Origin of the sequence: Blautia caccae, from assembly GCF_040095955.1 — a bacterium.
In the GTDB taxonomy this organism is placed as follows: domain Bacteria; phylum Bacillota; class Clostridia; order Lachnospirales; family Lachnospiraceae; genus Blautia; species Blautia celeris.
The window spans coordinates 19,947-45,115 of record NZ_JBBMFP010000007.1; the positions used below are offsets into that span (position 1 = coordinate 19,947).

15 protein-coding genes are annotated in these 25,169 nt (G+C 45.3%); all 15 read left to right on the plus strand.

What is annotated here, in order from left to right:
• Positions 1–2: 2 nt before the first annotated feature.
• The 15 genes from WMO65_RS09265 to WMO65_RS09335 all read left to right on the plus strand — a co-directional run bounded on the left by WMO65_RS09265 (position 3) and on the right by WMO65_RS09335 (position 25,044).
• Positions 3–1,067 (plus strand): type IV pilus twitching motility protein PilT, encoded by a 1,065-nt coding sequence (locus tag WMO65_RS09265; protein WP_279238048.1) that lies wholly within the window; start codon positions 3–5, stop codon positions 1,065–1,067.
• Between the two features lie 83 nt (positions 1,068–1,150).
• Positions 1,151–10,930, plus strand: a complete 9,780-nt coding sequence (locus tag WMO65_RS09270) for a prepilin-type N-terminal cleavage/methylation domain-containing protein (RefSeq protein ID WP_148392036.1) — start codon at positions 1,151–1,153, stop codon at positions 10,928–10,930.
• 27 nt (positions 10,931–10,957) lie between these two features.
• Entirely contained in the window at positions 10,958–13,135 is a 2,178-nt protein-coding gene (locus tag WMO65_RS09275) for a hypothetical protein (RefSeq protein WP_148392035.1), read from the plus strand.
• Between the two features lie 24 nt (positions 13,136–13,159).
• A complete protein-coding gene (locus WMO65_RS09280; RefSeq protein ID WP_033140682.1) occupies positions 13,160–13,828 on the plus strand; it encodes a hypothetical protein in 669 nt (222 codons plus the stop codon).
• Positions 13,791–14,162, plus strand: a complete 372-nt coding sequence (locus WMO65_RS09285; protein WP_033140681.1) for a hypothetical protein — start codon at positions 13,791–13,793, stop codon at positions 14,160–14,162. Before WMO65_RS09280 ends, WMO65_RS09285 begins: the two co-directional genes overlap by 38 nt.
• A 36-nt stretch (positions 14,163–14,198) precedes the next feature.
• The gene (locus WMO65_RS09290; RefSeq protein ID WP_033140680.1) at positions 14,199–15,374 is read left to right on the plus strand and encodes a pilus assembly FimT family protein; all 1,176 of its coding nucleotides are present in this window, start codon (positions 14,199–14,201) and stop codon (positions 15,372–15,374) included.
• A 206-nt stretch (positions 15,375–15,580) separates the two neighbouring features.
• Positions 15,581–16,912 carry a type I glutamate--ammonia ligase gene (gene glnA / locus WMO65_RS09295; RefSeq protein WP_033140679.1) on the plus strand — a complete coding sequence of 444 codons (1,332 nt, stop codon included), beginning with the start codon at positions 15,581–15,583 and terminating at the stop codon, positions 16,910–16,912.
• 18 nt (positions 16,913–16,930) lie between these two features.
• On the plus strand, positions 16,931–17,482 hold the full coding sequence (locus tag WMO65_RS09300) for an ANTAR domain-containing response regulator (protein ID WP_033140678.1): 552 nt from the start codon (positions 16,931–16,933) through the stop codon (positions 17,480–17,482).
• Between the two features lie 47 nt (positions 17,483–17,529).
• On the plus strand, positions 17,530–18,744 hold the full coding sequence (locus WMO65_RS09305) for an LL-diaminopimelate aminotransferase (RefSeq protein WP_148392034.1): 1,215 nt from the start codon (positions 17,530–17,532) through the stop codon (positions 18,742–18,744).
• A gap of 84 nt (positions 18,745–18,828) precedes the next feature.
• Positions 18,829–20,160 (plus strand): aspartate--tRNA(Asn) ligase, encoded by a 1,332-nt coding sequence (gene aspS / locus WMO65_RS09310; protein ID WP_148392033.1) that lies wholly within the window; start codon positions 18,829–18,831, stop codon positions 20,158–20,160.
• 18 nt (positions 20,161–20,178) lie between these two features.
• Positions 20,179–20,475: an Asp-tRNA(Asn)/Glu-tRNA(Gln) amidotransferase subunit GatC gene (gene gatC, locus WMO65_RS09315; protein ID WP_033140675.1), complete on the plus strand. Its 297-nt coding sequence runs from the start codon at positions 20,179–20,181 to the stop codon at positions 20,473–20,475.
• Positions 20,476–20,488: 13 nt separating this feature from the next.
• Entirely contained in the window at positions 20,489–21,958 is a 1,470-nt protein-coding gene (gatA, locus tag WMO65_RS09320) for an Asp-tRNA(Asn)/Glu-tRNA(Gln) amidotransferase subunit GatA (protein WP_148392032.1), read from the plus strand.
• Positions 21,958–23,424 carry an Asp-tRNA(Asn)/Glu-tRNA(Gln) amidotransferase subunit GatB gene (gene gatB, locus WMO65_RS09325; protein ID WP_033140673.1) on the plus strand — a complete coding sequence of 489 codons (1,467 nt, stop codon included), beginning with the start codon at positions 21,958–21,960 and terminating at the stop codon, positions 23,422–23,424. The genes gatA and gatB overlap by 1 nt, the downstream gene beginning before the upstream one ends.
• A 156-nt stretch (positions 23,425–23,580) precedes the next feature.
• Complete coding sequence (locus WMO65_RS09330) at positions 23,581–24,363, plus strand: RNA polymerase subunit sigma-70 (protein ID WP_148392031.1); 783 nt, start codon at positions 23,581–23,583, stop codon at positions 24,361–24,363.
• A 15-nt stretch (positions 24,364–24,378) separates the two neighbouring features.
• Complete coding sequence (locus WMO65_RS09335) at positions 24,379–25,044, plus strand: MBL fold metallo-hydrolase (protein WP_103732290.1); 666 nt, start codon at positions 24,379–24,381, stop codon at positions 25,042–25,044.
• Positions 25,045–25,169: the final 125 nt, after the last annotated feature.

The window sequence follows — 25,169 nt, forward strand, 5'->3', positions numbered from 1 at the left end:
AAATGGAGGATAAAAGAATGTACGACCTGAATCAGCTGATCATGATGGGAAGGGAAGAGAAGGCTTCTGATCTTCATATTTCTGCGGGAATGCCGCTTATGATGCGTGTCCACGGTAAACTGGAGCAGACATTGGTCCAGCCGGATGAACAGGAGACAGAGGTTATGCTGTACGGGCTTCTGGATGAAAACCAGAAGACACGTCTGGCAGAAGGGTATGATATTGATTTTGCCCTGGAGACACCGGACCACAACAGGCAGAGGGTCAATGTTTTCAGGCAGCAGGGAAAGATTGCCGCCACGATCCGTCTGCTGAACTGTCACATTCCCACATTGGAAGAACTGCATATGCCGAAGCTTCTGTACAAACTGGCTGAGGAGCCCAGGGGGCTGATTCTGGTCACAGGACCTACGGGCAGCGGTAAGTCTACCACACTGGCCGCTATGATCGAACATATCAACCAGACCAGGGCAGAACATGTGATCACGATTGAGGACCCTATCGAGTACACGTATCAGAGCAAAATGGCCCTGATCCATCAGAGGGAGACGGGAAGAGATGTTGTGGATTTTGCCTCTGCACTGCGCAGTGCGCTGCGTGAGGACCCGGATATTATCCTTGTGGGTGAGATGCGTGATTATGAGACCATTATGGCAGCGCTTACTGCCGCTGAGACAGGACATCTGGTTCTGTCTACGCTCCATACAACAGGTGCGGCGCAGACCATTGAGCGTGTCATTGACGCCTGTCCGGCAGGCAGCCAGAACCAGGTAAGAACGCAGCTTGCCGGTGTTTTGAAAGGGGTTATCACACAGTGTCTTATGCCTGTGGATGACGGGACAGGAAGGATTGCGGGAACCGAGATCCTGCTGGGCACAGATGCCATCACGAACCTGATCCGTGAGAATAAGAGCCACCAGATGGGAAGTATGATGCAGTCCGGCGGTGCTACAGGAATGCATACGCTGAATATGGATTTGATGAGACTGGTGCGTGAAGGATATATAAAGAAAGAATCAGCGCTTCAGTATACGAATGATAAGAGGGATTTGGAACAGTATTTCTAGAGCGTGTTTCAGACGTATTTCTGCACATGTGGTTCCCGGTGAAGACAGCGGGGGCGGGTTGGAATAAGGAATGAGTGGATTATATGGAAAAAGGGGTATTGCACGGGAATATTGATAAAAACAGAAAAGGCGGGAATAAAAACCAGAGTGGATATACGCTGGTTGAACTTATTGTGGTCATTTGCATTGTGCTGATACTGGCTGGAGGGGCAGTGTTTGGTGTGATGACGTGGATACGGTGGTCACAGTTCAAGGAGCAGAATGAGTATGCGAAGACGCTTTTCAGTGCGGCGCAGAATCAGTTGACAGAGTACAGTGAGAATGGACGTCTTGATAAATTCCGGAGAGTGCTGGCCTCAGACGGCGGCTATAAAAACAAGGTTAATGTAAAAGATTTGTTTTACAGTGAAGAGGAAGGCAGTGAAGCCTATGAGAAGAGACTGGATCTTCTCTGGCCTGCAAGTGCCGGCAAGACAGACAAGGAAAAATACAGAGGAGAAATCTGTTATCTGAAGGGCAACGGGGAAACCTATAAGCAATATCAGGAGTATAAGGCCGGAAAGGGAGAAAAACCGGATGAGGAGATTCTTGCGCTTTACGACATGCTTCTGCCTTATGTATATGACTCGTCTATTTTAAATGCAGCAGTCTGCGTAGAGTTTACTCCGGAAGAAGGTCAGGTTTTTTCTGTTTTATATAGTAATCAAAACGATGATTTTGAATATAACAGCAGTAATCATGCAAAAAGGGGAACTGTAGATATCACCAACCGTGAGACGAGTGTGAGAAAAGAGCGGATGGTAGGGTATTACGGTGTGGATTCCCTGGCCGTTGCAACTACGCCTAAGGCGGAACAGCCGTCAATCAAAAAGGTAAAGCTTAACAATGAGGGGACCCTTAACCTTTCCTTTATGGTAACGAATAAAGATGGAAATGCTGTCACGAATATGGATTACACAATCCTGGTGCTTGACAAAGATACAGACAATGATAAGGAAACACAGCGGCTTAAAATTGTACTGGATGGCAGAAAACTTACCAAAAAAGAGAATACGTCGGAACCTATAACATGCAGTGTGACCCGGTATGATACTGACGGGAAAGAGTGGACTACCAGTGATTACCCAATGCTTGCCTGGCTGGAGAATGAAAACACGGTACGTCTGATCCTGGACGCCGCAGATTTAAGTGCTGCCACCTATTATTATAATGAGCTTTATGGCAGCTACCAGGATAACCCGAAGACGACCCCGATTTTAGATGATCTGAAAAATACATATAGTTTTCACAGATTCTGTGTGGATACAGAAAACATACTCTGTAAAGTGAAGGGAGTAGGAAAAGATTATAAGCCTACGGCTGTGAGAAAAAGCAATGTATCCCATACATATTTTGGGGAATACACAAAAAAAAGCAGCAGTGGGACTGACAAGGTTACATATACGCTTAAAAATGCACGACATCTTTATAACGTACGCTATGTGGAGGATTTTACTCCTAAAAAAGCTGTGAGTGGTGCAGCAGACAGGGAGTGCACCTATCAGCTTGCAGAGAACATAAACTGGCAGAAATTTATTAAGGACGGATATCTGTACGATACAGATAATATTTACAAAAAGAAGGATTGGAATTCTCTCACGGCACAAGTGGCGCCTGTCAAGGATACAGCCACGCCTTTTCCGTCAGTTGGGACCTTGAAAAGCACATCTGTTTTAGAAGGTGCAGATGAGAAGACCAATACAATCAGCGGACTGATCATAAAGGAAGATGCGAACAGCAGCACAGCTGTTTATGGTACTGAGATTAATAATGGCAAAGACGGCAAGAGTACAATACAGTATATAAAAAATGGTCCGGCTGGTTTGTTTGTAAAGAACGAAGGTAAGATCACCAATATGGTACTGGACCAGATCTCAGTGGAGGGAAGTGCTTCTGTCGGTGCTTTCTGCGGAGAAAACAAAGGCACTCTTGTGGATTTAACGGTTGCCAATTCGGATGCAAAAAATATGCCAAGCACTGTAGTGGGCAAAACAGATGTAGGAGGCATCGCAGGAAAAGATACAGGGTCTTTGCAGATGCAGTATAAAAATCTGGTAAATCGCGCATCTGTCAGAGGTGTAACTTATGTAGGCGGTATAATCGGGCAGTTGAAAGTGGAGAAGGACGATAAGACTGCTCTTATAGAATGGTGCAAAAATTATGGTGCAGTGGAAGCTGCGCCTGTTAACCTTGAGAAAAACCAGGATAAAAAGAAAATGCAGGAAATGCTTTCTCAGGCGAAATATATCGGAGGAATCGTGGGATTATGCAGCAACAAAACGAATAAGGCCGATAATCTGCAGGTAAGCAACTGTGTCAGTTCTCCTCAATATTTACAAGAAGACATGGAAGAGCTTTTTGCAGCAGATGAAAAGCTTCTGGAAAAGCTCAATGGCGTCTATGTGGGCGGCATTGCAGGATATAATGAAAACAGTAAGATCATCAATTGTAACACGGAACAGGAAAAAAACAAAGAAGGTTATATATTTGGTTATCAGTATGTGGGGGGAATTGTAGGGTTCAATGAGAGCCTTGCAGAGGCAAACCTGGATGGTAAGGATGAAAGTAACTGGGGGGAAAAGAACACAAACGAAGCGAATGTGATCGGCTGTGATTATGTGGGAGGAATCTGCGGAATCAACGCGGCACGAAGCGGGGAAGATAACGAGTTTCATGTAGCAAATCCGGATTATACTCGAAACGAGGAAAAGATTGTAGCGAACTGGATAAATGAAGGTATTGTTGCAGGGTATGGGAACTACGTGGGAGGTATTACGGGACTGAACACAGGTATTGTGGAGAACTGCAGCAGTGAGGTAGCTGCTGATGATACCGCAAGGAATATTACAGATGCGGCCAGTCTGAAGGGAGATTATGTAGGCGGCATTGCGGGATATAATAACGGTAAGATAACATCAGGTACCGTTTCCGATTATCTGAATACAACTATTCGTATGGTATGCTACATAACAGGCAGGAATTACGTGGGCGGAATCGTGGGTTACAATGACGTGGACGCGTCTGTGGAAAATTATGAACTGGAAGGCGGATTTATCAAGGGTACGGGTGTCTTTGTCGGAGGATATGCCGGATTTAATTCTTCTGTTGAACTGCTCAGAAATAAAACGTTGAAATCCAATCCCAATGAGGTGACCGGCGGCTATTGTGTCAGCGGTACCATTGGAGGGAATATTATTTCTACAGATGACCGGATCAGCACAGAGTTTACAACAGATAATTTCCTGGGTAAGGTGTATGCAACAGCATTTACCGGTGGTTTTATTGGATATAATAGAATTTTACCTGATTTAGATGTTGACGCAAAGTCTTTTATTACAAATTTATCTTCCCTGATTACGGAAGCAGTTTCAGAGGAAAAAAGTCTCAGTGAAAATGTTAAATATATAGATGATAGTGATTATGACCCTGAAGGAAATAAGAGTGAAGGTACGTTGACTATAAAGGGAATCCAGGAACATGAAACGGAACAGTCCATGCGTTTCGGCAGTCTGACAGGGGACATCTACGTGGGCGGCGTCATAGGCTATAATTCACCGTATACCTCACTGACCATAAAGAATGTTGTGAATAAAACGCCTATAACAGCATTAAGTGCTATTGAAAATGATAAAGAATCCCAGAATGAGGATCAGTATGGTTTCTTATATTCCTATGCCGGCGGTGTGATCGGCAGATCCGGAATATGGGTCGAGATTGATAATTGCCGAAACATGGATGTGGGAGATGTTGTGACCCAGGGCACTTATCTGGGCGGCATTTGTGAAGTCAACGAAGGTCTGATCAAGAACTGCAGTGTATCCAGTATCGGAACTGCAGGGCGCAGCTATGTGGGTGGAATTACAGGGTTTAATAAGGGAGAAATAAAAAACTGTTCTTTTACAAACAAAACCATAACCGGAAATGATTATGTAGGGGGAATAGCTGCCCAAAATTACGGAACCATAAGCGGCACCTGGTTATTCGGTGGAATCGTTAATGCATCCGGTTCTTATGTAGGGGGAATTGCAGGGGCAAACAGTGCAGAAGGGAGCATAATACTCATACAAGACGGTGATTCCGTATCTGATACGAGTATGGCAACTGCAAACGCGGAAATCAAAGCTGGCGGAACTTACGTCGGTGGTATTACTGGTTATAACGCCGGTCAAATTCAAAATAAAAGGAATGTTAATGATAGTGAAGATTTTGAATTCTTCACATTTACAGGCAGTATAATAGGCGATAAAATGGCAGGCGGATTTGTGGGGGAGAGTGTAAGTGAAAATCAGGTTATACAGAATGTGAAAAATGCTGCTATTGTAGTTGCCGGGAACGGAAATGCCGGGGGGATAGTTGGGATAACTTCAGGCGGGATTGACAATTGCTGGAACGCCGGGAATATTTCTGCAGCAAGTGAAGGTGATGCAGGTGGAATTGTGTCTGTAAATTATTCAGATATTAAGAACTGTTCAAATACAGGAACTGTTTCTGCAGCAAATGGCATGTGCGGAGGAATCACAGGAGAAAACAGCGGTATTATAGAGGATTCTTTTGTACTGGCAGGGAATGAAACGCTTATTTTTGAAGGTATGAAATGTGCCGGAGGAATTTCAGGTATTAATAAGGGTACCATATCCGCATGCAAGATTACCGGAAAACAGGGAATGCCCGTTATAATATCCAATACGGTAAACAGCAAAGTCAGTGATGTGGGTGCGGTGACCGGAATTAACTATGGTGATATATTGCTGACAGAAGACGCCGTGGTCTTATGTGAAGTGAGAACCTACACCTCAGGAAGCAGCATAGGCGGTATTGCCGGAAGTAATTTAGGAACAATTGCAAATTCGGGCATCAAAGATATTGAAAGTAATTCGGCAGTGGTCCGTGATACAAAGATTAGTTTTGCAGGAACAAATGCAAACTATGCTAATATTGGCGGTGCTGCAGGAGTAAATGATGGCAGTATAAATCGTTGTAATATTTCTGCAGATATAACAGGAGACCTGGGAACAACTGACACTGGATATGGAGGTATAGCAGGTGTAAATAACAGCAGTATATCAAAATGTGCCTACAGCGGAAATCTTCTTACCAATGGCTCAGCAGATAATATTGTAAATCTGGGAGGTATTGCCGGAAGAAATAACGCAGGCGGAAGTATCAGCAATTCCTATGTTGGATTCCGTGATAATACCCTGATTGAGACGGATAAAGACGCAAAAAAAAGCGGCGTCGGCTATGCAGGAGGGATTGCAGGTTGGAATGACGGGTATGTGGCAGACTGTGATAATTACTCCAATTCAACGAAGAATGTGCAGATAAATAACCGAAGCGGCCACACCGGCGGCATTGTGGGATACCAGACCAGCGGCGCGGCAGCTACGGGAAGCAGTGAGAAGGATATACTGTCTACAGGAGAAAACTGGAGTGTGAAAACGACAGCGTACTCCAATGATTTCGGAGTCGGCGGTATTATCGGGTACAGTGCCTCCGGTGTCAGTATGCAACATGTGGCCAATTATGCGGTAGTAGTGGCAGGAGGAAATTCAGAGAATGTTACAGCAGGGGGGCTGATAGGGCGTTTGGAAAATAAAGACAGCAGTTCTATGACTGTCAGCGATTTTTACAACTATGGAAATATAAGCGGTAAGCTGAGTGCAGGAGGAATCGGCCGGTTAAAGTATAAGGGAATCGCTATGTCCAACTGTACCAACTATGGTAATATCCAGTCTAATGGCTCTGCAGCGGCGGGTATCATTGCAACATTTTATCAGACGGACCAAGGTGCAGCCGTGGTGTTTGATTCCTGCAAAAATTATGGAAATATCAGTGCCGGAAGTAATGCCGGTGGAATAGTGGGGTATGCCCATGATACAGCAGGAAATATCAAAGGAATCTATACAGACTGCGTGAATGAAGGGTGTATAACAGGTGGTACGGCAGGAGGAATACTCGGGAACGGAGATAAGCAGGATGCCAGTTTTTACCGATGCAGAAATTATGGAAACAATGGAAACACCAACACAAAAATGGCGGGAATTGTAAATAAGAAGTATACTTCTATGTTTGACTGCATCAGTATAGGTGATTCCAAGAATGTGGCAAATAGTTCATCAGGAAATATTACGGACTCTTACTATCTCGGAACAGGTGAACTGGAACCACCGCCAGTAGATGATAAGACGGTGTACATCAGCGAGGTATCGTCAAATTCTGCAATCAATAACTATCCGTCAGATAATCTTTGGAAAGAGATGGACGGAGAGGCTGCTGGTCAAAGAAGATTTAAATTTAGTAAAGTGAATAATAATAAGTTAACATTTAATTTCTACAAGGGATATCCTTTGACTAATTTTGGAGTATATTGGGCTAATGATGATACGAATGCAAACCCCAATATAGTCAGACAATATAAATTTAAAATATCCTGTAATAATGGGGCTTACTATTTGGGGCAGGATGGTAAATGGATCGCAGGAGAGAATAACGGCTGCGAGTTCATCGCTTATGGACAGAATAAACCAAATGCATCCTACTGGAGCACAAACTTAGATGGAAATACCATCATAAAAAATATTAGATTTGAATTTACAAGAATTATGGATGGTACAATAAAAGAGGGGGTTTTTAATGCTGAGGGCACTGAGAAAAATTATATCTGTGTTTACGCAGTAAGTGCATCCCAAGGAGATACAAGCGAAAATGGCTTTACTTCAACAGTGGATAGCTATCTTGAGAGTCTGAAAGGATATATCTCTGCTAAAACAAAACTGGAAGAGTGTCAGAAGGAAGAACAGGATGCAAAAGATGAATGGGGTAGAATGCAGGAGTATCTGAAGGACTGGACGGTTCAATCCACAACGCTGGACGGGAAAAAGGTACTGGAGGAAAATGGGACGTATATATTTAATAATTTAAGTAAGGACGTCAGCGGGCAGGACAGAAAAAGATATATCTTAGATAATAGATCCGGAGGAAATGGATTTTTGATAAAACTGTCACCGCCTGAATCTGGTGCGGAAAAAATAGACAGTCTGAAAATCCTGTGGGCAGGAAGCAGTAGTTTAGAGGACGACTATAATAGCGCCAAAGCAGAAGTACGCCAGTATTCTTACAAGGTAAAAATTAATTACAAAGACGGGACCTTTTCCGGAGATTCAGATAGTGACAGAATAAGCCTTGGAGATTTCTACGATCCCAACAAAGAAGTGGACCTTTCCGATTTGCTGACTAAAGAAAAAGAAGTTTCTTCAATAGAAATTATGATTTCAAAAGTGACCGGGAATAATAATGTCAAAAAAGGATTTGCATGTCTTTGGTATGTGGCACTCGGAAACACCGATTTTGTGGGAGAAGGGAACTTTACTGAGGAGAAGTATCAAGAGGCAAAAACCCAATATGAGGAGAAGGCAGCAGCCAGACAGAAAGCACAGGATGATTTCAATAAAGCATCCGAAGATCTTGAGAAAAGTCCAATATTTACAGGAAGTATAAAGAATGCCGGTCTGTGCAGTAAAAAATCAGAGACGGAAGATTCTGGAAAAGAGGATTCTCTTTTAGGATATAAGTCAATCGTTATCCAGAATGAGGATGGAACATATGAAATAAAAGGAAGTGAAGCTGTTTCCGAATCGCCGTTTAATATTACTGGTTTGAAACTTAACCCTGCCAGTGGATGGAATGATAAATCTTCGGATAAATCTCAAAACAGATATAAAGTGTACGAAGAAGTAGACCCTAAAATAGTGGAGTATTATCTTAATAAAACGCCGGAAAATCCCGATGATATAAAGGGCATCAGCATAGATAATACAGGGGGTGAACTGAAGATTACATGGGGCCATACCGGCAGGAAATACTATGCCGATCAGTTTGTATTTAGGGTGACAGATAAAAACAATGCGATTGTATCTGATACATTTAATAAACCGGAGGAAATTTCTTATGGCATAGAAAAGAAAACCATCAGAGTTCCTGAAGAATGGGTTGGATGCAAAATAGAAGTCTATATCAGGTCAATAGGCCGTTCCTATGTTGAGACAGAATATACGGAGGAAAAATATGGACCGGAAGTTATTGGGGTTATCCAAAAAGGAGCTTCTGCATGGGCAGGCAGCAGCAGAGAACTGCTCATGCCGCAGGCTGCACCGAAGATACATCTGGAATTGGGAGCCTATGATGTGAATGGAAAGGCAGGCTGGGATAAATTTGTTGCAGTTCTGGAGAATAAGGATGATTACAAGGATGACAAAGCAACAAAGATAAAGTTAACTATATTGAATAAAAATATAACGATTGATACTGAAAAAGGCATTTCAGAAGGCTTTGTCATTTCGAGCAATGGCAACCAGGTAATGACCTCATACGCTGAAGCAGTACCAGGTAAGTATGAAAAATCTACATCTGTATCTGTACAGTCGGCAATTTACGGTTGGGAGGCATTAAAAGATAATGACTATGTGAAAACAACCTTTCATGACTTTTATGGTGATCGTCCGGGAAGCCTTTATAATCAGGTGATGATGGAGAAAATAGGAGATGTTACAGAACTGTACATGAATTCCGAGCTTCTTGTAAATGCTCCATTTGATTTAGAGAATGGAGAAATATTCCATTGCAATTTGACCCTGGCTTCCGGCAATTCTCATGTTGCAAGTAATGGAGTAGAGATGACCAGTAAGCTGAATCATCTTCCCGATAATTTATTGGACTATGACAGTATTACGGTTCGTACTTACCCATGGCGCAGCCAGTCCGATGTATGCTGGTATGGACATCAAGTTGCAGAAAATATAACAGAAGAGGAATTGCTCCGGTATATAAAAGACAGAAATTCAGAGGATAAGAGTCTCTGTCTCAGGGACACTTCCAGAAATGATGAACCTGTTTTCGGCGAGGATGGCCTTGCAAATGGATATATACTGCGGCGGGATACAGACGGAAAATACGAAATTATTTACAGCAGTATCCTGGCATACGGCGATGAGCAGCATTACCTGAAACAGGTAGATCAGAAGAAGTACACCGTAGACCAGAATGCATGTAAAGTAACCGCTGAATCCTATTCTCATGATATACAGCCAAAGCCCGTTATAGAGAACATCATGCCGCTTCAGGAAGACGGGGTAAATTATACATTTACCTGGGATGTCGGTATTGGAGAGCAGGATGCGGTATACGACATTACATTAAAGGGGTATACCTCTAAGGAAGACAAAACAGGAGTTCTGCTTGGTACATCCACAGTAGATAAGAATACTCCCGGCAGTTATCAGGAATCGGAGAAAAGCTGGAGTGTCTCATTTAAAGACAAAGAGAGGACCTGGAATTATCCGAGAGTGAGTATAAGTATTGTTCGTGCAGGCACAGCCAATGCAGTCAGTGGGTCAACGATAAAGTTCCCTTCTGGTTCTGAAATGGAATTTGCAGTTCCGTTAAGGCTTTCCCAGATTTCAAAACCAGTCCTCCAGCTCCACACAAAGGAGGAGGGAACGGAGAAGAATTCTTTATTGTATGACACAGTCTGGAATGCGGTTCTGAAAGAAGAGCGTCCTTATACAGCCGCGTATGAAGTCTGCGTACAGCGGGCAGAAGGTGATGAAGGTGCGGTCAGCAGCTATACGGAAAAAGCAGGATTAGATGCCGCACTTGAAACAGCCGGGAAACTTTATGGAAAGAAACCGGAAGTAGATGTTACAGAAGGGGAACAGGAAAAAGTCTATAGCTGGGTGGAGAATGTTGACGGCAATAAAGTTGAAAAAACCATGGCTCTTATCTGGACTACAGAGGACACCTATACATTAACAAAAAATCTTACGTAAATATGGACATTTGTTTCAGATGATGAAATGAGAGACAGCGATACATGGAGCAGAATACTTGATTTGAATGACTATGAAAGAGGTGAAATGATAACTGTTTCCGTACGGGCATGTGCGGACGAGACAACAACAGAATACCGTGACGGAATAGACGGTGTAGCCAGAGAAATTACACTTCCGAATCGTCTGACAGTGCCGGATACAGCAAATTTAACTGCATCACCGGAGTATATGCCTCATGAGGATGGAGTAAGAGATACGTTTGTCACTCTTCAGGAGTTTATCAGAGACGGAGTCACCTTGTCTATGTCAGATACAGGAGAGAATTATTACAGAGGAAAATACCAGATAGCAGCAGCAGTATTTGACGAGAGAGAGGCAGACGATGTGAGCGTAATGCCTGCCGGTGATGCGCCTTCAGAAGAGGATGCGGGAGGATACTGGAATTCCGGTGCAGTGGCAACACTGAAGGGCAAGGCAGCAGAGACTGCTATGACCGGAGATTTTGCAGACAGTACTTATACACTGGAAAATATCGATCCCGCATATGCCGGAAAATGGCTGAAGATCGCGCTTAGAAGTGTTTCAGACAGCAATATCAGTTCCTGGTGGTCAGACGAGGATGATACAACGGAGAATACGGTGAACTATCAATGGATCCGCATACCGCGTATCAGGGTGGAAGAACCTAAAATAACGGAAGGTGCAGCATCTGTCTATTATGATCTTACCAGTGGGAATTGTACACTGGAGTCAGTGCCGGAGTATGTTCCTGCCGTGCAGACAGAGCTGGATTTCAAACTGCAAAGTTATTCAGATGGTTACAGGATTCAGCGTATCCGCAAGGCCAAGGAATCGAACACGGATGAACTGAATGCTTACCGATATGATGCGGACTGGATTTATCTGGAGGACGACAATAACGGCGGTTATAATATTTTCTGCAGTACATCTGCAGATACACCGCTGGATATACAGTCTGACGGGGAAGAACCTGTATGCAGGGAAGATGAGACTGCAGTGTTTGTGCAGAATATTCAGGCAGGAGACACAGCTGTACTGCCTGTAAAAGAAGAGACAGTACAGAACATACTGGATAAGCCGGTATCCACACAGATGATTCTCTCCTGGACGCCGAAGGAGGAGGAAAAGGAAGCTTACTTCCGTTTGATTCTTCCGGATGCGGAGACGATCATGGACTATGCAGATGAAGCCAATCTGTTTACTTCACAGGCATCTGTCCAGGCAGTCATACTGGGAGATGACCCGGAACAGGAGCGGCTGGCAGGTTATGAGAGTTCTGAAATTTCCAGTTGGTACAGGTATAAGCCGACTCAGATTGAGCAGGCAACCGAAGTCACAACGCTTTATGATTATTCTGACGCTGTTGAGGTGCAGAGTGGTGTATCTATAGAGGCCTCTGTATGGAAAGACACCGCCTATAAGCTGACTGAAAAGACAGCAGACGGATACAGTATATATCAGGTTAAAATTCTGGACAGTGATCAGGAGAGGGTGCTGGATCTTCGTAACCTCAGCGCTTATTATGATATAAGCAGTGAGACAAATATTCTGGCTCTGAAGGATGCAGTTTATGCACAATATGCAGGAAAATGGATCTCATTCAGGGAGGCCAGGGTTACAGAGGCCAATGGTGGAAATATCAGCAGATGGAGTGACTGGACAGTGCCCATAGTGCTGCCGAAGCTGATAGTCGAAAGTCCTGAGGTGACAGAAACTACGGCGCAGGCAGAATATATCCTGCATCGAACACAGGGAGATGATGTGCCGAAGCAGTTTGATGCCAGACAGTATAGCTGGTTATGCGAGAGAGGGATTCATGACAAAATAGAGGGATATCAGATACAGATCGGGCAGGGAGAGGATTCTTTCTATGCAGAGATTAAAAGAGACGAAGACAATATCTGGTATTACACCAGTCCCACTGGCGAACAGATTGCTGTGACGGATACTCTTACTTTACTTCAGACAGAGAGTACGGTACAGGAAGGTGCGGAAACGTATACATTGTCAGCCGAAGTGATACTGAATCTGACACAGACAGAAAATGGCTGGCAGTTTACTGTGACAGTACCTGTACAAGAGATAAGTGTGAAGGAAGAGAACAACCGACTTAGTTTTACATTCGAATGTAATATGATTTTAGAGCCAATTCCGGTAAACGATAATTACGAAACAAATTAATGCAGAACGAAGAGGAAATCAGATATGAGAAAAAAATCTTTAAAAAACAAAGAGGGATCCGCAATGCTCATTGCAATAGCTATTATGGCTGTATTGGTCATGCTCGGGCTGGCTTTGCTTCTGGTTTCCTTTTCTCTTCATGCAACGGCAAACCGAGAGCATGATGCGGCTCAGTGTAAGGAGATAGTCCAGACACTGAGCCGGGAATTGGAACGGCAGATAACAATCACAAGAGAGGATGCCTATGAGAAGGGAGCAGCCGAGAAGTACCCTTTCTGGTTCTACATCCGTGATAATGTGTGGCGGGAGGAAAAATGGCCTCCTTATGGCGAAGCAGAATACCTGAATGACCGTGCATTACGCCGTCTGCAGCTTGGGCAGAATAGTTCTGAGACCGGTGAAGTGGTAGAGAATGCGGCTGAATTACTGAAAAATACATATGTGGAAGCATACTGGACAAGGGAAGATAAGCTGGCGGACAAAGGAGAGGGGACTACTTTGGTGGTGACAGTTTCCTGTTCGGCCGGCAAATCTGAGAGTTCCATGACAAAGACCTATGTATTAAGCGTTGAAGAGATAGAAGGCAAAGCGCTCTCCGATGGGGAATTTGTACCAAAGAATCCAAAGATAGATGAAAAAGAAGGGTGGCAGTGGGATGAGGGAGATGAACTGCAGGAAGATTCAGGAGAATAAAGACGGCTCCACGATGATTGAAACACTGGTTGCCTTTCTGGTTGTTGTACTGGTGATTCTCATGTTTTCCAAGGTAGTATCTGTATCTTCGCAGGTACTGAACCGCACGCGGCAGATTATGAAGGAGAATGAAGCATTTAACGCGGAATATTATAAACTGGACAGTTCCGGCAAGGGAACCCGGCGTACCCCGGTGAAAAGTGATGTTGTCCTTTTTGAAGCAGATGAGGACGGGAAAAAAACAGGAGAAGAAATATCTCTTGGTAAAGATTCGGGTATGCAATATTATACAGATGGGAAAAGATACATGTATTCGTTTAAGGTAGCTGAGTAACGGTTCCGCGCAGATAACAAGAGGGGTTCTGGTAATATGAAATGTAATAAGGACAAAAAAGAGTACAGAAAAATACTTAACAGCAGACAGGGGGTCACGTTAATTGAACTTATAGTTACGTTCGCACTTATTAGTCTGTTTGTCATTCTTACCAGCCAAGCTATCTCATCTGCTATGAATGTATATTATCATATTCAGGGGATTAATATGGGCCGTCAGGTATCGGACACCCTGATGGATAAAATAACAGGCCAGATTTCAGGTGCACAGGCTACAGTAAATAAAAAAGAAACAAATGTTATTATTTCAAATGGTGAATATACAGAAAAAGAGAGTAAGAATGAAGACTCCTCATACTTATCTGTAGCAGAGGGTGAAAAGGGGACCATGGTTGATTTCTATAACCAGGGAAACAGCCATGTGACCATTAAAACAAAGGCGTTTAAGGATGAGTCTCCGGATGAAAAAAAACTTGTTATTTACTATTACCCGGTACGTGCATATGAGGAAGTTGACTGGGAATTTGACCAGAAAATGTATATGGGATACAGTATAAAAGATTTATCTTTTTCATGGGCAGACAGGAGTGAATACCCTGAAAATATTATGAAAGTAGAGCTGACGATTTCCGGGAAATACGGGGATTATTCTACTGTCAGGTATGTAGAGTGCTATAATCTGGACAGCGGAAGTGAGTCGGAAGAACCGCCGTCTGGTGGTGGTGATGATGGAAAAGATGATGGAAAAGACGATGACGAGGATTACGAGGATGGAAACGGATCTATTCATCTGAAAAAAAACGGTAAAGATGTTCTAAATATAAAAGCAGGGAAAAAGAAGTACAAAGATTACTATCAAGAATTTTTAGATAATGGTAAAAAGGGATTTACGCTGCCGGCAGGTGTATTTAAAACCGGAGGCGAATACTATATCATCCCTAAACCTGTAGAAATATATGCTGATGATATGCCCGATAGTTTAGAGAAATTTATAACGCGGTATGGAAAAGATAAATGTTTGTATGTGAAGAAGAATGCTGAGATCTATACTACTGATAATTGGGATAATAGAGTAACACCGGGTTTGGGAGACATTTATTTTTATAATAACCGGTATTATCTATGCTACAATCAGGGTCCGACAAAAGATCCGGTTACAAATGTGGGGGCTTGGGCGGATATCACTGATTTTGTGAAAATAGGTAATAAATAATAGTTTCCCATATTGACAACCCCAACAACCCTTGCTATAATACCAACCATAAATAAAAGAACAAGGGCGTTCTTATTCGGAGGGTACTCTGGATAAACACGCCCTTTTTTCGTACCCAAAATTACACAACCACCCGCCCCCGCCTTCTACCAGGCGCCGGCCCCCGGGTTTCACCTTATCATCCTATCAAGAGAGGAGATACCACAATGCAAAATTACACCAGGGAAGCAATCCTGCGCATGGCGGAGGAAGAGGACGTGGAGTTCATTCGCCTGCAGTTCACCGACATGTTCGGAACATTGAAAAACATTGCAATCCCATCCAGCAAGCTGGAAAAGGCCATGGATAACCGCTGCGTCATTGACGCGTCTTCCATCGGCGGCTTTATCCGGAATGAGGAGGCAGACATGTATCTGCATCCCGATCTATCCACGTTTACAATCCTGCCGTGGCGGCCGCAGCAGGGAAAAGTTGCCCGTTTCATATGTGATATTTATCAGGAAGACGGTACACCCTATAAAGAAAGCCCGCGTTTCATTCTCAGCCGCGTTGCGGCCAAAGCTGCAGATATGGGCTATTCTCTGATGGTAAACCCGGAATGTGAGTTTTTCCTTTTTCACACAGATGACAACGGCATGCCCACAACCACAACACATGAAAAGGCCGGATACATGGATTTAAGTCCCGTGGATCTGGGTGAGAATGCCAGACGTGATATGGTGCTGACCCTTGAGGAGATGGGATATGAAATCGAATCCTCCCATCACGAAATATCCCCCGGACAGCATGAGATTGACTTCCAGTTCTCCGACGCATCGGAGACAGCTGATAAAGTAATGACCTTTAAGGTGGCTGTGAGAACCATAGCCAAACGCCACGGCCTCCATGCCACTTTCATGCCGAAACCGAAAGCAGGCGCCAATGGCTCCGGCATGCATGTAAACATGTATCTTATGAAAGACGGAAGAAATATTTTCTCAGACCCGGAAGATGAGCTTGGACTGAGCAGGGAGGGGTATTCTTTCCTGGCAGGAATCTTTGCACATATCAAAGGTATGACAGCCCTCTGCAACCCTCTTGTGAATTCCTATAAAAGACTGGCACCGGGATTTGAGGCGCCTTCAGACATTACCTGGTCGTCCAGGCAGCGTACTGCGCTGGTGAGGGTTCAGACCCAGCGGGAAGAGGGGGCAAGGCTGGAATTGAGAAGCCCCGATTCTGCCTCCAACCCTTACCTGGTATTCGCGCTGTGTCTGGCAGCGGGGCTGGAGGGAATGGAAAAGAATCTGCAGGCGCCAAAAGAACTGAAAGAAAATATCCGTAAACTCTCCAGGGAGGAGAAGGAAAATGCAGGCATTGATACCCTGCCGGAAAACCTGAGTGAGGCGCTGGAGGAATTTAACAAGGACCCGCTCATGAGAGCCGTACTTGGTGAGGCTTTTACAAAGTGTTATGTGAAGGCGAAGAAGAAGGAGTGGAAGAGCTACATGGAACAGGTTTCTGAATGGGAGATCGAACAGTATCTGTACCGTGTATAGAGGAACAGGAGGCAGTGCATGAGCATCATCATTATTGTTTTGCCAAAACCGGAAGATGCAAAGAAAATACGGAAAATCCTCATGGAGCATGGATTTGAAAATACCGTAGCATGTACAACTGCCGCTCAGGCTTTGATGGAAATAAATAAGTACCCGGCAGGGCTGGTCATCAGTGGTTATAAACTGCCGGATATGTATTATCGGGAACTGGCTGGCTCCCTGCCCAGGTTTTTTGAAATGCTGCTCATAGGCTCTGCAAATGTGGTAAGTTCCGCTGAGTCAGGAATCATGGCAGTCACCATGCCGATTCGCATTTACGAGCTGGTAAATACTGTAGAAATGCTGCTTTACCAGCTTGAGCGAAGGCTGAAAAGGGAAAAGAAGAAGCCCAAAGCCCGCAGCCAGCGGGACCAGAACTATATTACCAACGCAAAACTCCTTCTGATGGACAGAAACCATCTCACAGAGGAGGAAGCGTACCGTTATATACAGAAATGCAGCATGGACAGCGCCACCAGCATGGTGGAGACAGCACAGATGATACTGACACTTATCTATGATGAAGTATAGTAACTGTTCGGCAGCCTGAACAGTTAAGTATAAAGGAGAAATGTGATATGTTTACGATCAATGATAATTATTTGAAGCTTCAGGGAAGCTATCTGTTTTCCAACATAGCGAAAAAGGTAGCTGACTATCAGCAGAAAAATCCAAATGCGGACATTATCCGACTGGGAATCGGTGATGTGACACAGCCCCTGGCGCCGGCAATTATCCGGGCTCTTCACAGCGCAGTGGATGATATGGCAAATGCGGAGACCTTCCATGGCTATGCGCCGGACAAAGGATATGATTTTCTGAGAAATGCCATAGCTGACAATGACTACCGAAACCGGGGCTGCGATATTGAAGCGGATGAGATATTTGTATCCGACGGCGCAAAGTGTGACTCCGGAAATATCCAGGAGATTTTCGGTCTGGACAATAAGATTGCTGTGTGCGACCCTGTGTATCCGGTATACGTGGACACCAATGTGATGGCAGGCAGAACAGGAAATTATAATCCAAACGCGCAGAATTATGACGGCATGATCTATATGCCCTGTGTGGAAGAGAATAACTTCGTTCCGGAGCTTCCGAAAGAGACACCAGATATTATTTATCTGTGTTTTCCCAATAATCCCACAGGCGCAGGTATTACAAGAGCTGAACTTCAGGAATGGGTAGATTACGCAAACCGCGTCGGCGCAGTGATCATTTACGATGCGGCATATGAAGCATATATAACAGAAAAAGACGTGCCGCACAGTGTGTACGAATGTAAAGGTGCGAGGCATTGTGCCATTGAACTTCACAGTTTTTCAAAAAATGCCGGGTTTACCGGTGTCCGACTCGGATACACAGTAGTGCCCAAAGACTTAAAATGCGGCAGTGTGTCTCTGCATGACCTCTGGTCCAGAAGACACGGAACAAAATATAACGGCGCTCCCTATATTGTGCAGCGTGCAGGGGAGGCCGTCTATTCACCGGAGGGAAAAGAGCAGCTCAGGTCCCAGGTGGATTATTATATGAAAAACGCGAAGGTGATTTATGAGGGTCTGAAAACTGCAGGATACTCTGTCTCCGGCGGTATCAATGCCCCGTATGTGTGGCTGAAGACACCGGGCAGGTTAAGCTCCTGGGAGTTCTTTGATGAACTTCTCCGAAAAGCAAACGTGGTTGGAACACCGGGCAGTGGTTTTGGTGCACATGGAGAAGGCTACTTCAGATTATCAGCCTTCGGAACCTATGAAAATACAGTGAAAGCGATTGAACGGATCACAAAGATGTGATCAAGAATATCCTGTCCCGAGGTATCTGGATTTGTCTGGATATCCCCGGGACTTTTTTATTTCTGGAAAAAGGAGAGATGTGATATGGAATTTGTGGAAGGCATCAGAGAAAAGGATACCCTGGAGCTTAGGGAACTGCTGAAAAAGCAGGAGACAGACGGTGAAATCCTGGTGGAGGGAACCGTGCACAGCATTCGGAAAATGGGTGAGATCGCGTTTGTAATACTGAGAAAAAGAGAAGGCCTGCTGCAGACCGTCTGGGAGGAGGGAAAGACAAATATATCAATTTCGGATTTAAAAGAAGGAGACTGTATCCGGGCCGCAGGCACAATACGCAGAGAAGCGCGTGCGCCTCATCAGAAGGAACTCCGCCTGTGTGCAGTCCGAATACTTTCATCACCTGCAGCGCCCCTTCCCCTTGCCATAGACAAGTGGAAGCTGAATACCTCCCTGGAGACAAAACTGAACCTGCGTCCCATATCACTGCGGAATATAAAAGAGCGTGCCCGTTTTAAGATCCAGGAGGGCGTGTGCAGGGGATTCCGTGAATTTTTATATACTCGGGGATTTACAGAAGTACACACACCGAAAATCGGAGCCAAGGGGGCAGAGGGCGGCTCCAACTTGTTTAAACTCAGTTATTTCCATAAACCTGCAGTTCTGGAACAGAGTCCGCAGTTTTATAAACAGATGATGGTGGGGGTTTTTGATCGGGTATTTGAAACCGGCCCGGTGTTCCGAGCGGAGAAACACAATACAAGGCGGCATTTGAACGAATATACCAGCCTGGATTTTGAGATGGGGTATATTGATGGTTTTATGGATATCTGTGCCATGGAGACCGGATTTCTGCAGTACACAATGGAATTGCTGAAAAGGGAGTATGCGGAAGAATTGAAGATTCTGGGGGTGAATCTGCCGGAGACAAGGAAGATTCCTACCGTTCGTTTTTCCCGGGCAAAGGAGCTGGCAGCAGAAAAATACGGAAGGAAGATTAAGAATCCTTTTGACCTGGAGCCAGAGGAGGAAGCGCTGATCGGACAGTATTTTCAGGAGGAATACGGTGCGGATTTTGTATTTGTTACGCATTACCCATCGAAAAAAAGACCGTTTTATGCCATGGATGACCCGGAAGATGAACGTTTTACCCTTAGCTTTGACCTTTTGTTCAGAGGACTGGAAGTGACAACAGGCGGACAGAGGATTCATGATTTCCATATGCTCACAGAAAAAATGGAGAAAAGGGGGATGATCCGGGAGGGAATGGAGCAGTATCTGGATACATTCAAGTATGGCATGCCGCCCCACGGAGGCCTGGGCATCGGTCTGGAAAGGCTCACTATGCAGCTTTTAGGCGAAGATAATGTAAGAGAGGCCTGCCTGTTTCCGAGAGATATGAACCGCCTGGAACCGTAGATAGAAGGAGAAAAGATTATGGCAAAACAGATTATAGATGACACAGTCATGGAAAATATAGAGATTCTGGCAAAGCTGGCCCTAACCTGCGAAGAACGGGAAAAGGCCAGAGAAAAAATGCAGGAAATGCTGGATTATATAGATAAATTAAACGAGCTGAATACGGAAGAAACGGAACCTCTTGCCCATACGTTTCCTGTGGAAAATGTGTTCCGGGAAGACGTTGTGACAAACGGTAACAGCCGGGACGCTATGCTCGCCAACGCGCCGAAGAGCAAAGACGGCCAGTATCAGGTCCCCAAAACTGTGCAGTAAGGAGGATAGACAAATGGAAATCAGAGAAATGACAGCTCTTACCCTTGGCTGTGCCATAAAAAGCCGTCAGGTAGGTGTCCGGGAAGCGGTAAAAGCCTGCCTGGATGAGATTGAAAAAAAGGACAGTACGCTCCACGCTTTTCTGGAGACAGATGAGAAGAAAATATATGACAGGGTAAAAGAGGTGGAAAACGGTATAAAAGCAGGGAAATACACAGGCCCTCTGGCTGGTGTTCCCATTGCGGTGAAAGATAATATCTGCACCAGAAACAGAAAAACTACTTGTGCTTCCAGAATTCTGGAAAATTTTATTCCTCCGTACGATGCGGAGGCTGTCCGCAGAATAGAAAGTGCAGGAATGATTGTTATGGGTAAAACCAATATGGACGAATTTGCCATGGGAAGTACCTCTGAGACATCTGCATACGGTATTACCAGAAACCCCTGGGATACCGAAAAAGTACCGGGGGGCTCCTCAGGAGGTTCCTGTGCGGCAGTGGCGGCAGATGAAGTGTTTGCAGCATTGGGAAGCGATACGGGAGGCTCCATCCGGCAGCCTGCTTCCTACTGCGGCGTGGTCGGCATGAAGCCCACATACGGTACCGTATCCAGATACGGACTTATAGCTTATGCCTCGTCCCTGGACCAGATAGGTCCTGTGGGAAAAGATGTCTCTGACTGCGCGGCACTGCTGGAAGCGTCTGCGGGATATGACGCTAAGGACAGCACGTCTGTGCTGCGCAAGGACCTGCAGTTTACCCGGTATTTGAGGCAGGACCTGCATGGTGTGAAAATCGGTATCCCCAAAGAGTATCTGTCAGAGGGACTTGACGAGGACGTGAAAAGATCACTGGCGGACGCAGTGCAGTTAATGACAAAAAATGGCGCTGTAGTGGAATTCTTCACCCTGGGACTGGTAGATTATGTGATTCCGGCCTATTATATTATTGCCTCTGCGGAGGCCAGTTCTAACCTGGCCCGTTTTGACGGCGTGAAATACGGTTACAGGGCAGAGGAGTTTGAAGGGCTTCACGATATGTACAAAAAAACAAGGGCGGAAGGATTCGGGGAGGAAGTCAGGCGCCGGATACTGCTTGGCTCTTTTGTACTGAGCTCAGGATATTACGATGCGTATTATCTGAAGGCGCTGAAGGTAAAAGCCATGATAAAGAAAGCATTTGACGATGCATTTTTAAAATACGATATGCTGATCGCTCCCGCAGCTCCATCCACGGCACCCGCTGTGGGAAGCAGCCTTGCTGATCCGCTGAAAATGTACCTGAGTGATGTCTATACTGCAGGTGTCAATCTTGCAGGCCTCCCTGCCATAAGTGTTCCCTGCGGCCTGGACAGCAGCGGTATGCCTGTGGGACTGCAGTTTATCGGGGATTGTTTTCAGGAAAAGAAGATCATACAGGCAGCATATGCTTATGAGAAAATCAGGGGAGAGTTCCCCAAAGCATACGGAAAGGGGGTAAAATAATGGCTAAGCGATATGAAACAGTCATTGGCCTGGAGGTTCACGTGGAGCTTGCCACAGCCACAAAAATATTCTGCGGCTGTTCCGCAAAATTCGGAGGAGCACCCAACACCCATACCTGCCCCGTATGTACTGGAATGCCCGGCTCTCTCCCGGTTCTGAACAGACAGGTGGTTGATTATGCACTGGCCCTTGGAATGGCTGCCAACTGCCGGATAAACCAAACCTGTAAATTTGACAGAAAGAATTATTTCTATCCTGACAATCCCCAGAACTACCAGATTTCCCAGCTCTATCTTCCCATCTGCCATGACGGATTTCTGGAAATCAGGACTGCATCAGGGAAAAAGAAGATCAGGATTCATGAGATGCATATGGAGGAAGATGCCGGTAAGCTGATTCATGATGAGTGGGAAGACTGTTCCCTTGTGGACTACAACAGAAGCGGTGTTCCTCTGGTTGAGATCGTATCCGAACCGGACATGAGAAATGCGGAGGAGGTTATTGCCTATCTGGAAAAGCTGCGTTTGATCTGTCAGTACCTGGGCGTTTCAGACTGCAAGCTGCAGGAAGGCTCCATGCGTGCGGATGTGAATCTGTCTGTCATGGAGGCAGGAAGCGGAAAACTGGGAACCAGGACGGAGATGAAGAATTTAAATTCCTTCAAAGCTATCGCCAGGGCGATTGAAGGGGAACGGGAACGGCAGATTGAACTTTTGGAAGAGGGAAAATGTGTGCAGCAGGAGACAAGGCGGTGGGATGACAATAAAGAAATTTCCTATGCCATGCGTTCCAAAGAGGATGCAAAGGATTACAGATATTTTCCGGACCCTGACCTGCCCCCGGTAGTGATCAGTGGGGAGTGGCTGGCACGGATAAAAGAGCGTCAGCCGGAGCTTCAGGAAGAAAAGGCAGAACGCTATGAGAAAGAGTTTGGCCTCTCAGCCTATGACGCCTCTCTTTTGACACAGTCAAGGCATTTGGCAGATTTGTATGAACAGACAGTCAGCCTGCTTCAGCAGAAGGAGGTTGCCGGTGCTCCGAAAAAGGCAGCCAACTGGTTTATCGGTGAAACTCTGAGACTGTTAAAAGACAGGGGAATGGAGACGGAAGACCTGCATTTTACACCCGGACATCTGGCAGATTTGATTGTGGTCTGCGAGAGAGGGGAAGTGAATAATCAGACCGCAAAAAAGGTGTTTGGGCGGATTTTTGATGAGGATGTGGAGCCTGTTTCTTATATTGAGGAAAATGGGCTGAAAACCGTTGTGGATACAGGAGTACTGGAGAGTATCGTGGAAAAGATCCTTGCGTCAAACCCGAAAACCGTGGAGGAGTACCAAAGTGGAAAAACAAAAGTTCTCGGCTTTCTGGTGGGCCAGGTTATGAAGGAGATGAAAGGAAAAGCAGAACCGCAGACGGTGAACCGGCTGCTGATGGAAAAACTGCAGCGCGGCCCTTCGCTATAAGACTTTACAAGTTTTTTCTAATCAATTATACTGTTTTTAAGACAATCCCCGGCAGTGAGCTCGTCTGCCGGGGATTTGTAATGGAACAGTTTGGTTGATGCATCTATTCAGAGAATGATTCGAGTCTTTGGATGGTGATAAAATAAGGAGGCAGATATGGAGATTAAGGAATTTCAGGCGAAGCTCAGTGAAGCACTGGGATTGGCAGTGGAAAATGGAAAGAAAATACATGCAGATACAGTGGAAGGGATTTTCGCAGGCAACGGCCTGACAGAAGGCCAGATGCAGAAAGTGTATGAATATCTGGCTATACAGGGAATCCAGGTAGACGGAAGAGGTCCGGGAAGCGCAGCGGCAGACGGCCAAACCGGCAGCGAAGCACCCGTCACAACAGCCGCCGGTATCCCGGCAGACAGCGAAGCAGTACCTCTCACCCAGGAGGAAACAGAGTATCTGGAAGAATACGAGAACACGCTGAAGGATATTCCTCCCGAAAAGCCGGGAGAAAGGGAAATCCTTTTTGAAAAGGCTCTGAAACAGGAAGAGTCAGCAAAAAAGCGCCTGGCCGAATTATACATGACAGAAGTGGTGAAAACAGCCAGAGAGCTGAAGCAAGAGGAGATTTTCATTGGAGATATGATTGCCGAAGGGAACATCGGTCTTCTGACAGCTATCGAAATGCTGCATGAAGCAGGAGATTATCACACCTTTTTGTGCGGCGAGATCAGAAATGCAATGCTTCTTATGGTGGAAGAGCAGACAGACCAGAAGCAGAGGGATGACATTCTCGTGGAAAAGGTCCGTGACCTGGAGACAAAAATAAAAGAGCTTCTGGAGGACGATGATGTCAAATACAGTGTAGACGAACTGGCCGCGTTCCTGGACATGGACGTGGAGGAAATCCAGGCCGTACTGCGCCTGACCGGTGAGGATAAATAGCACGGAGGTGCCCATATGGATATCACAAAGTATGAAGAAGGTTTTTACATTCTGGATGACGGCAGAGTGCGGGAATTCCTAATTACAGGTGAGGAGGAAGCCCTGCTCATAGATACGGGCTTTGCTGACTCCCGGACCGCGGAAGAAGCGGAAAAGCTGACAAACCTGCCGCTGAAAGCAGTTCTCACTCACGGAGATATGGACCACGCCGGAGGTCTGTCTGATTTTCATGAATGCTGGGTACATGCCGGGGATGCGCATATGATTCCACAGAATATATCTGTTCATGAACTGCAGGAAGGTGAGCATATCACTGCCGGCAATTATGATTTTGAGATCATTCACATACCGGGACACACTTACGGAAGTATCGCATTGCTGGACCGGGACAAAAGGCTTCTCCTTCCCGGTGATACAGTTCAGAAATCAGGTCCTATTTTCATGTTTGGTGAAAACAGAAACCTGGATCTGTATATAGAAAGCCTTAAAAAACTGCTGGGGTATGCAGACTGGGCGGAAGTGATTCTTCCATCCCATCACGGCTGCCCTGTTTCCCGGGAATATATCTCTTACTGTCTGGAAGATGCCATGGAACTGAGAAAAGGAACTTTGGAGGGAAAAGACCATCCCAGTCTGCCCTGCAGAAGCTACAGAGGAAAATGGACGGAGTTTTACTTCTGATATATGGAGCGGGTTTGGCAATTCATATATTTTTAATAGAATAAACAGACCTTCTTCATTGAATAATTGTCTGAAAAGTGGCATACTTAAAACAGAGATTTCCTGACAAGAGCAGGGAGTCACGG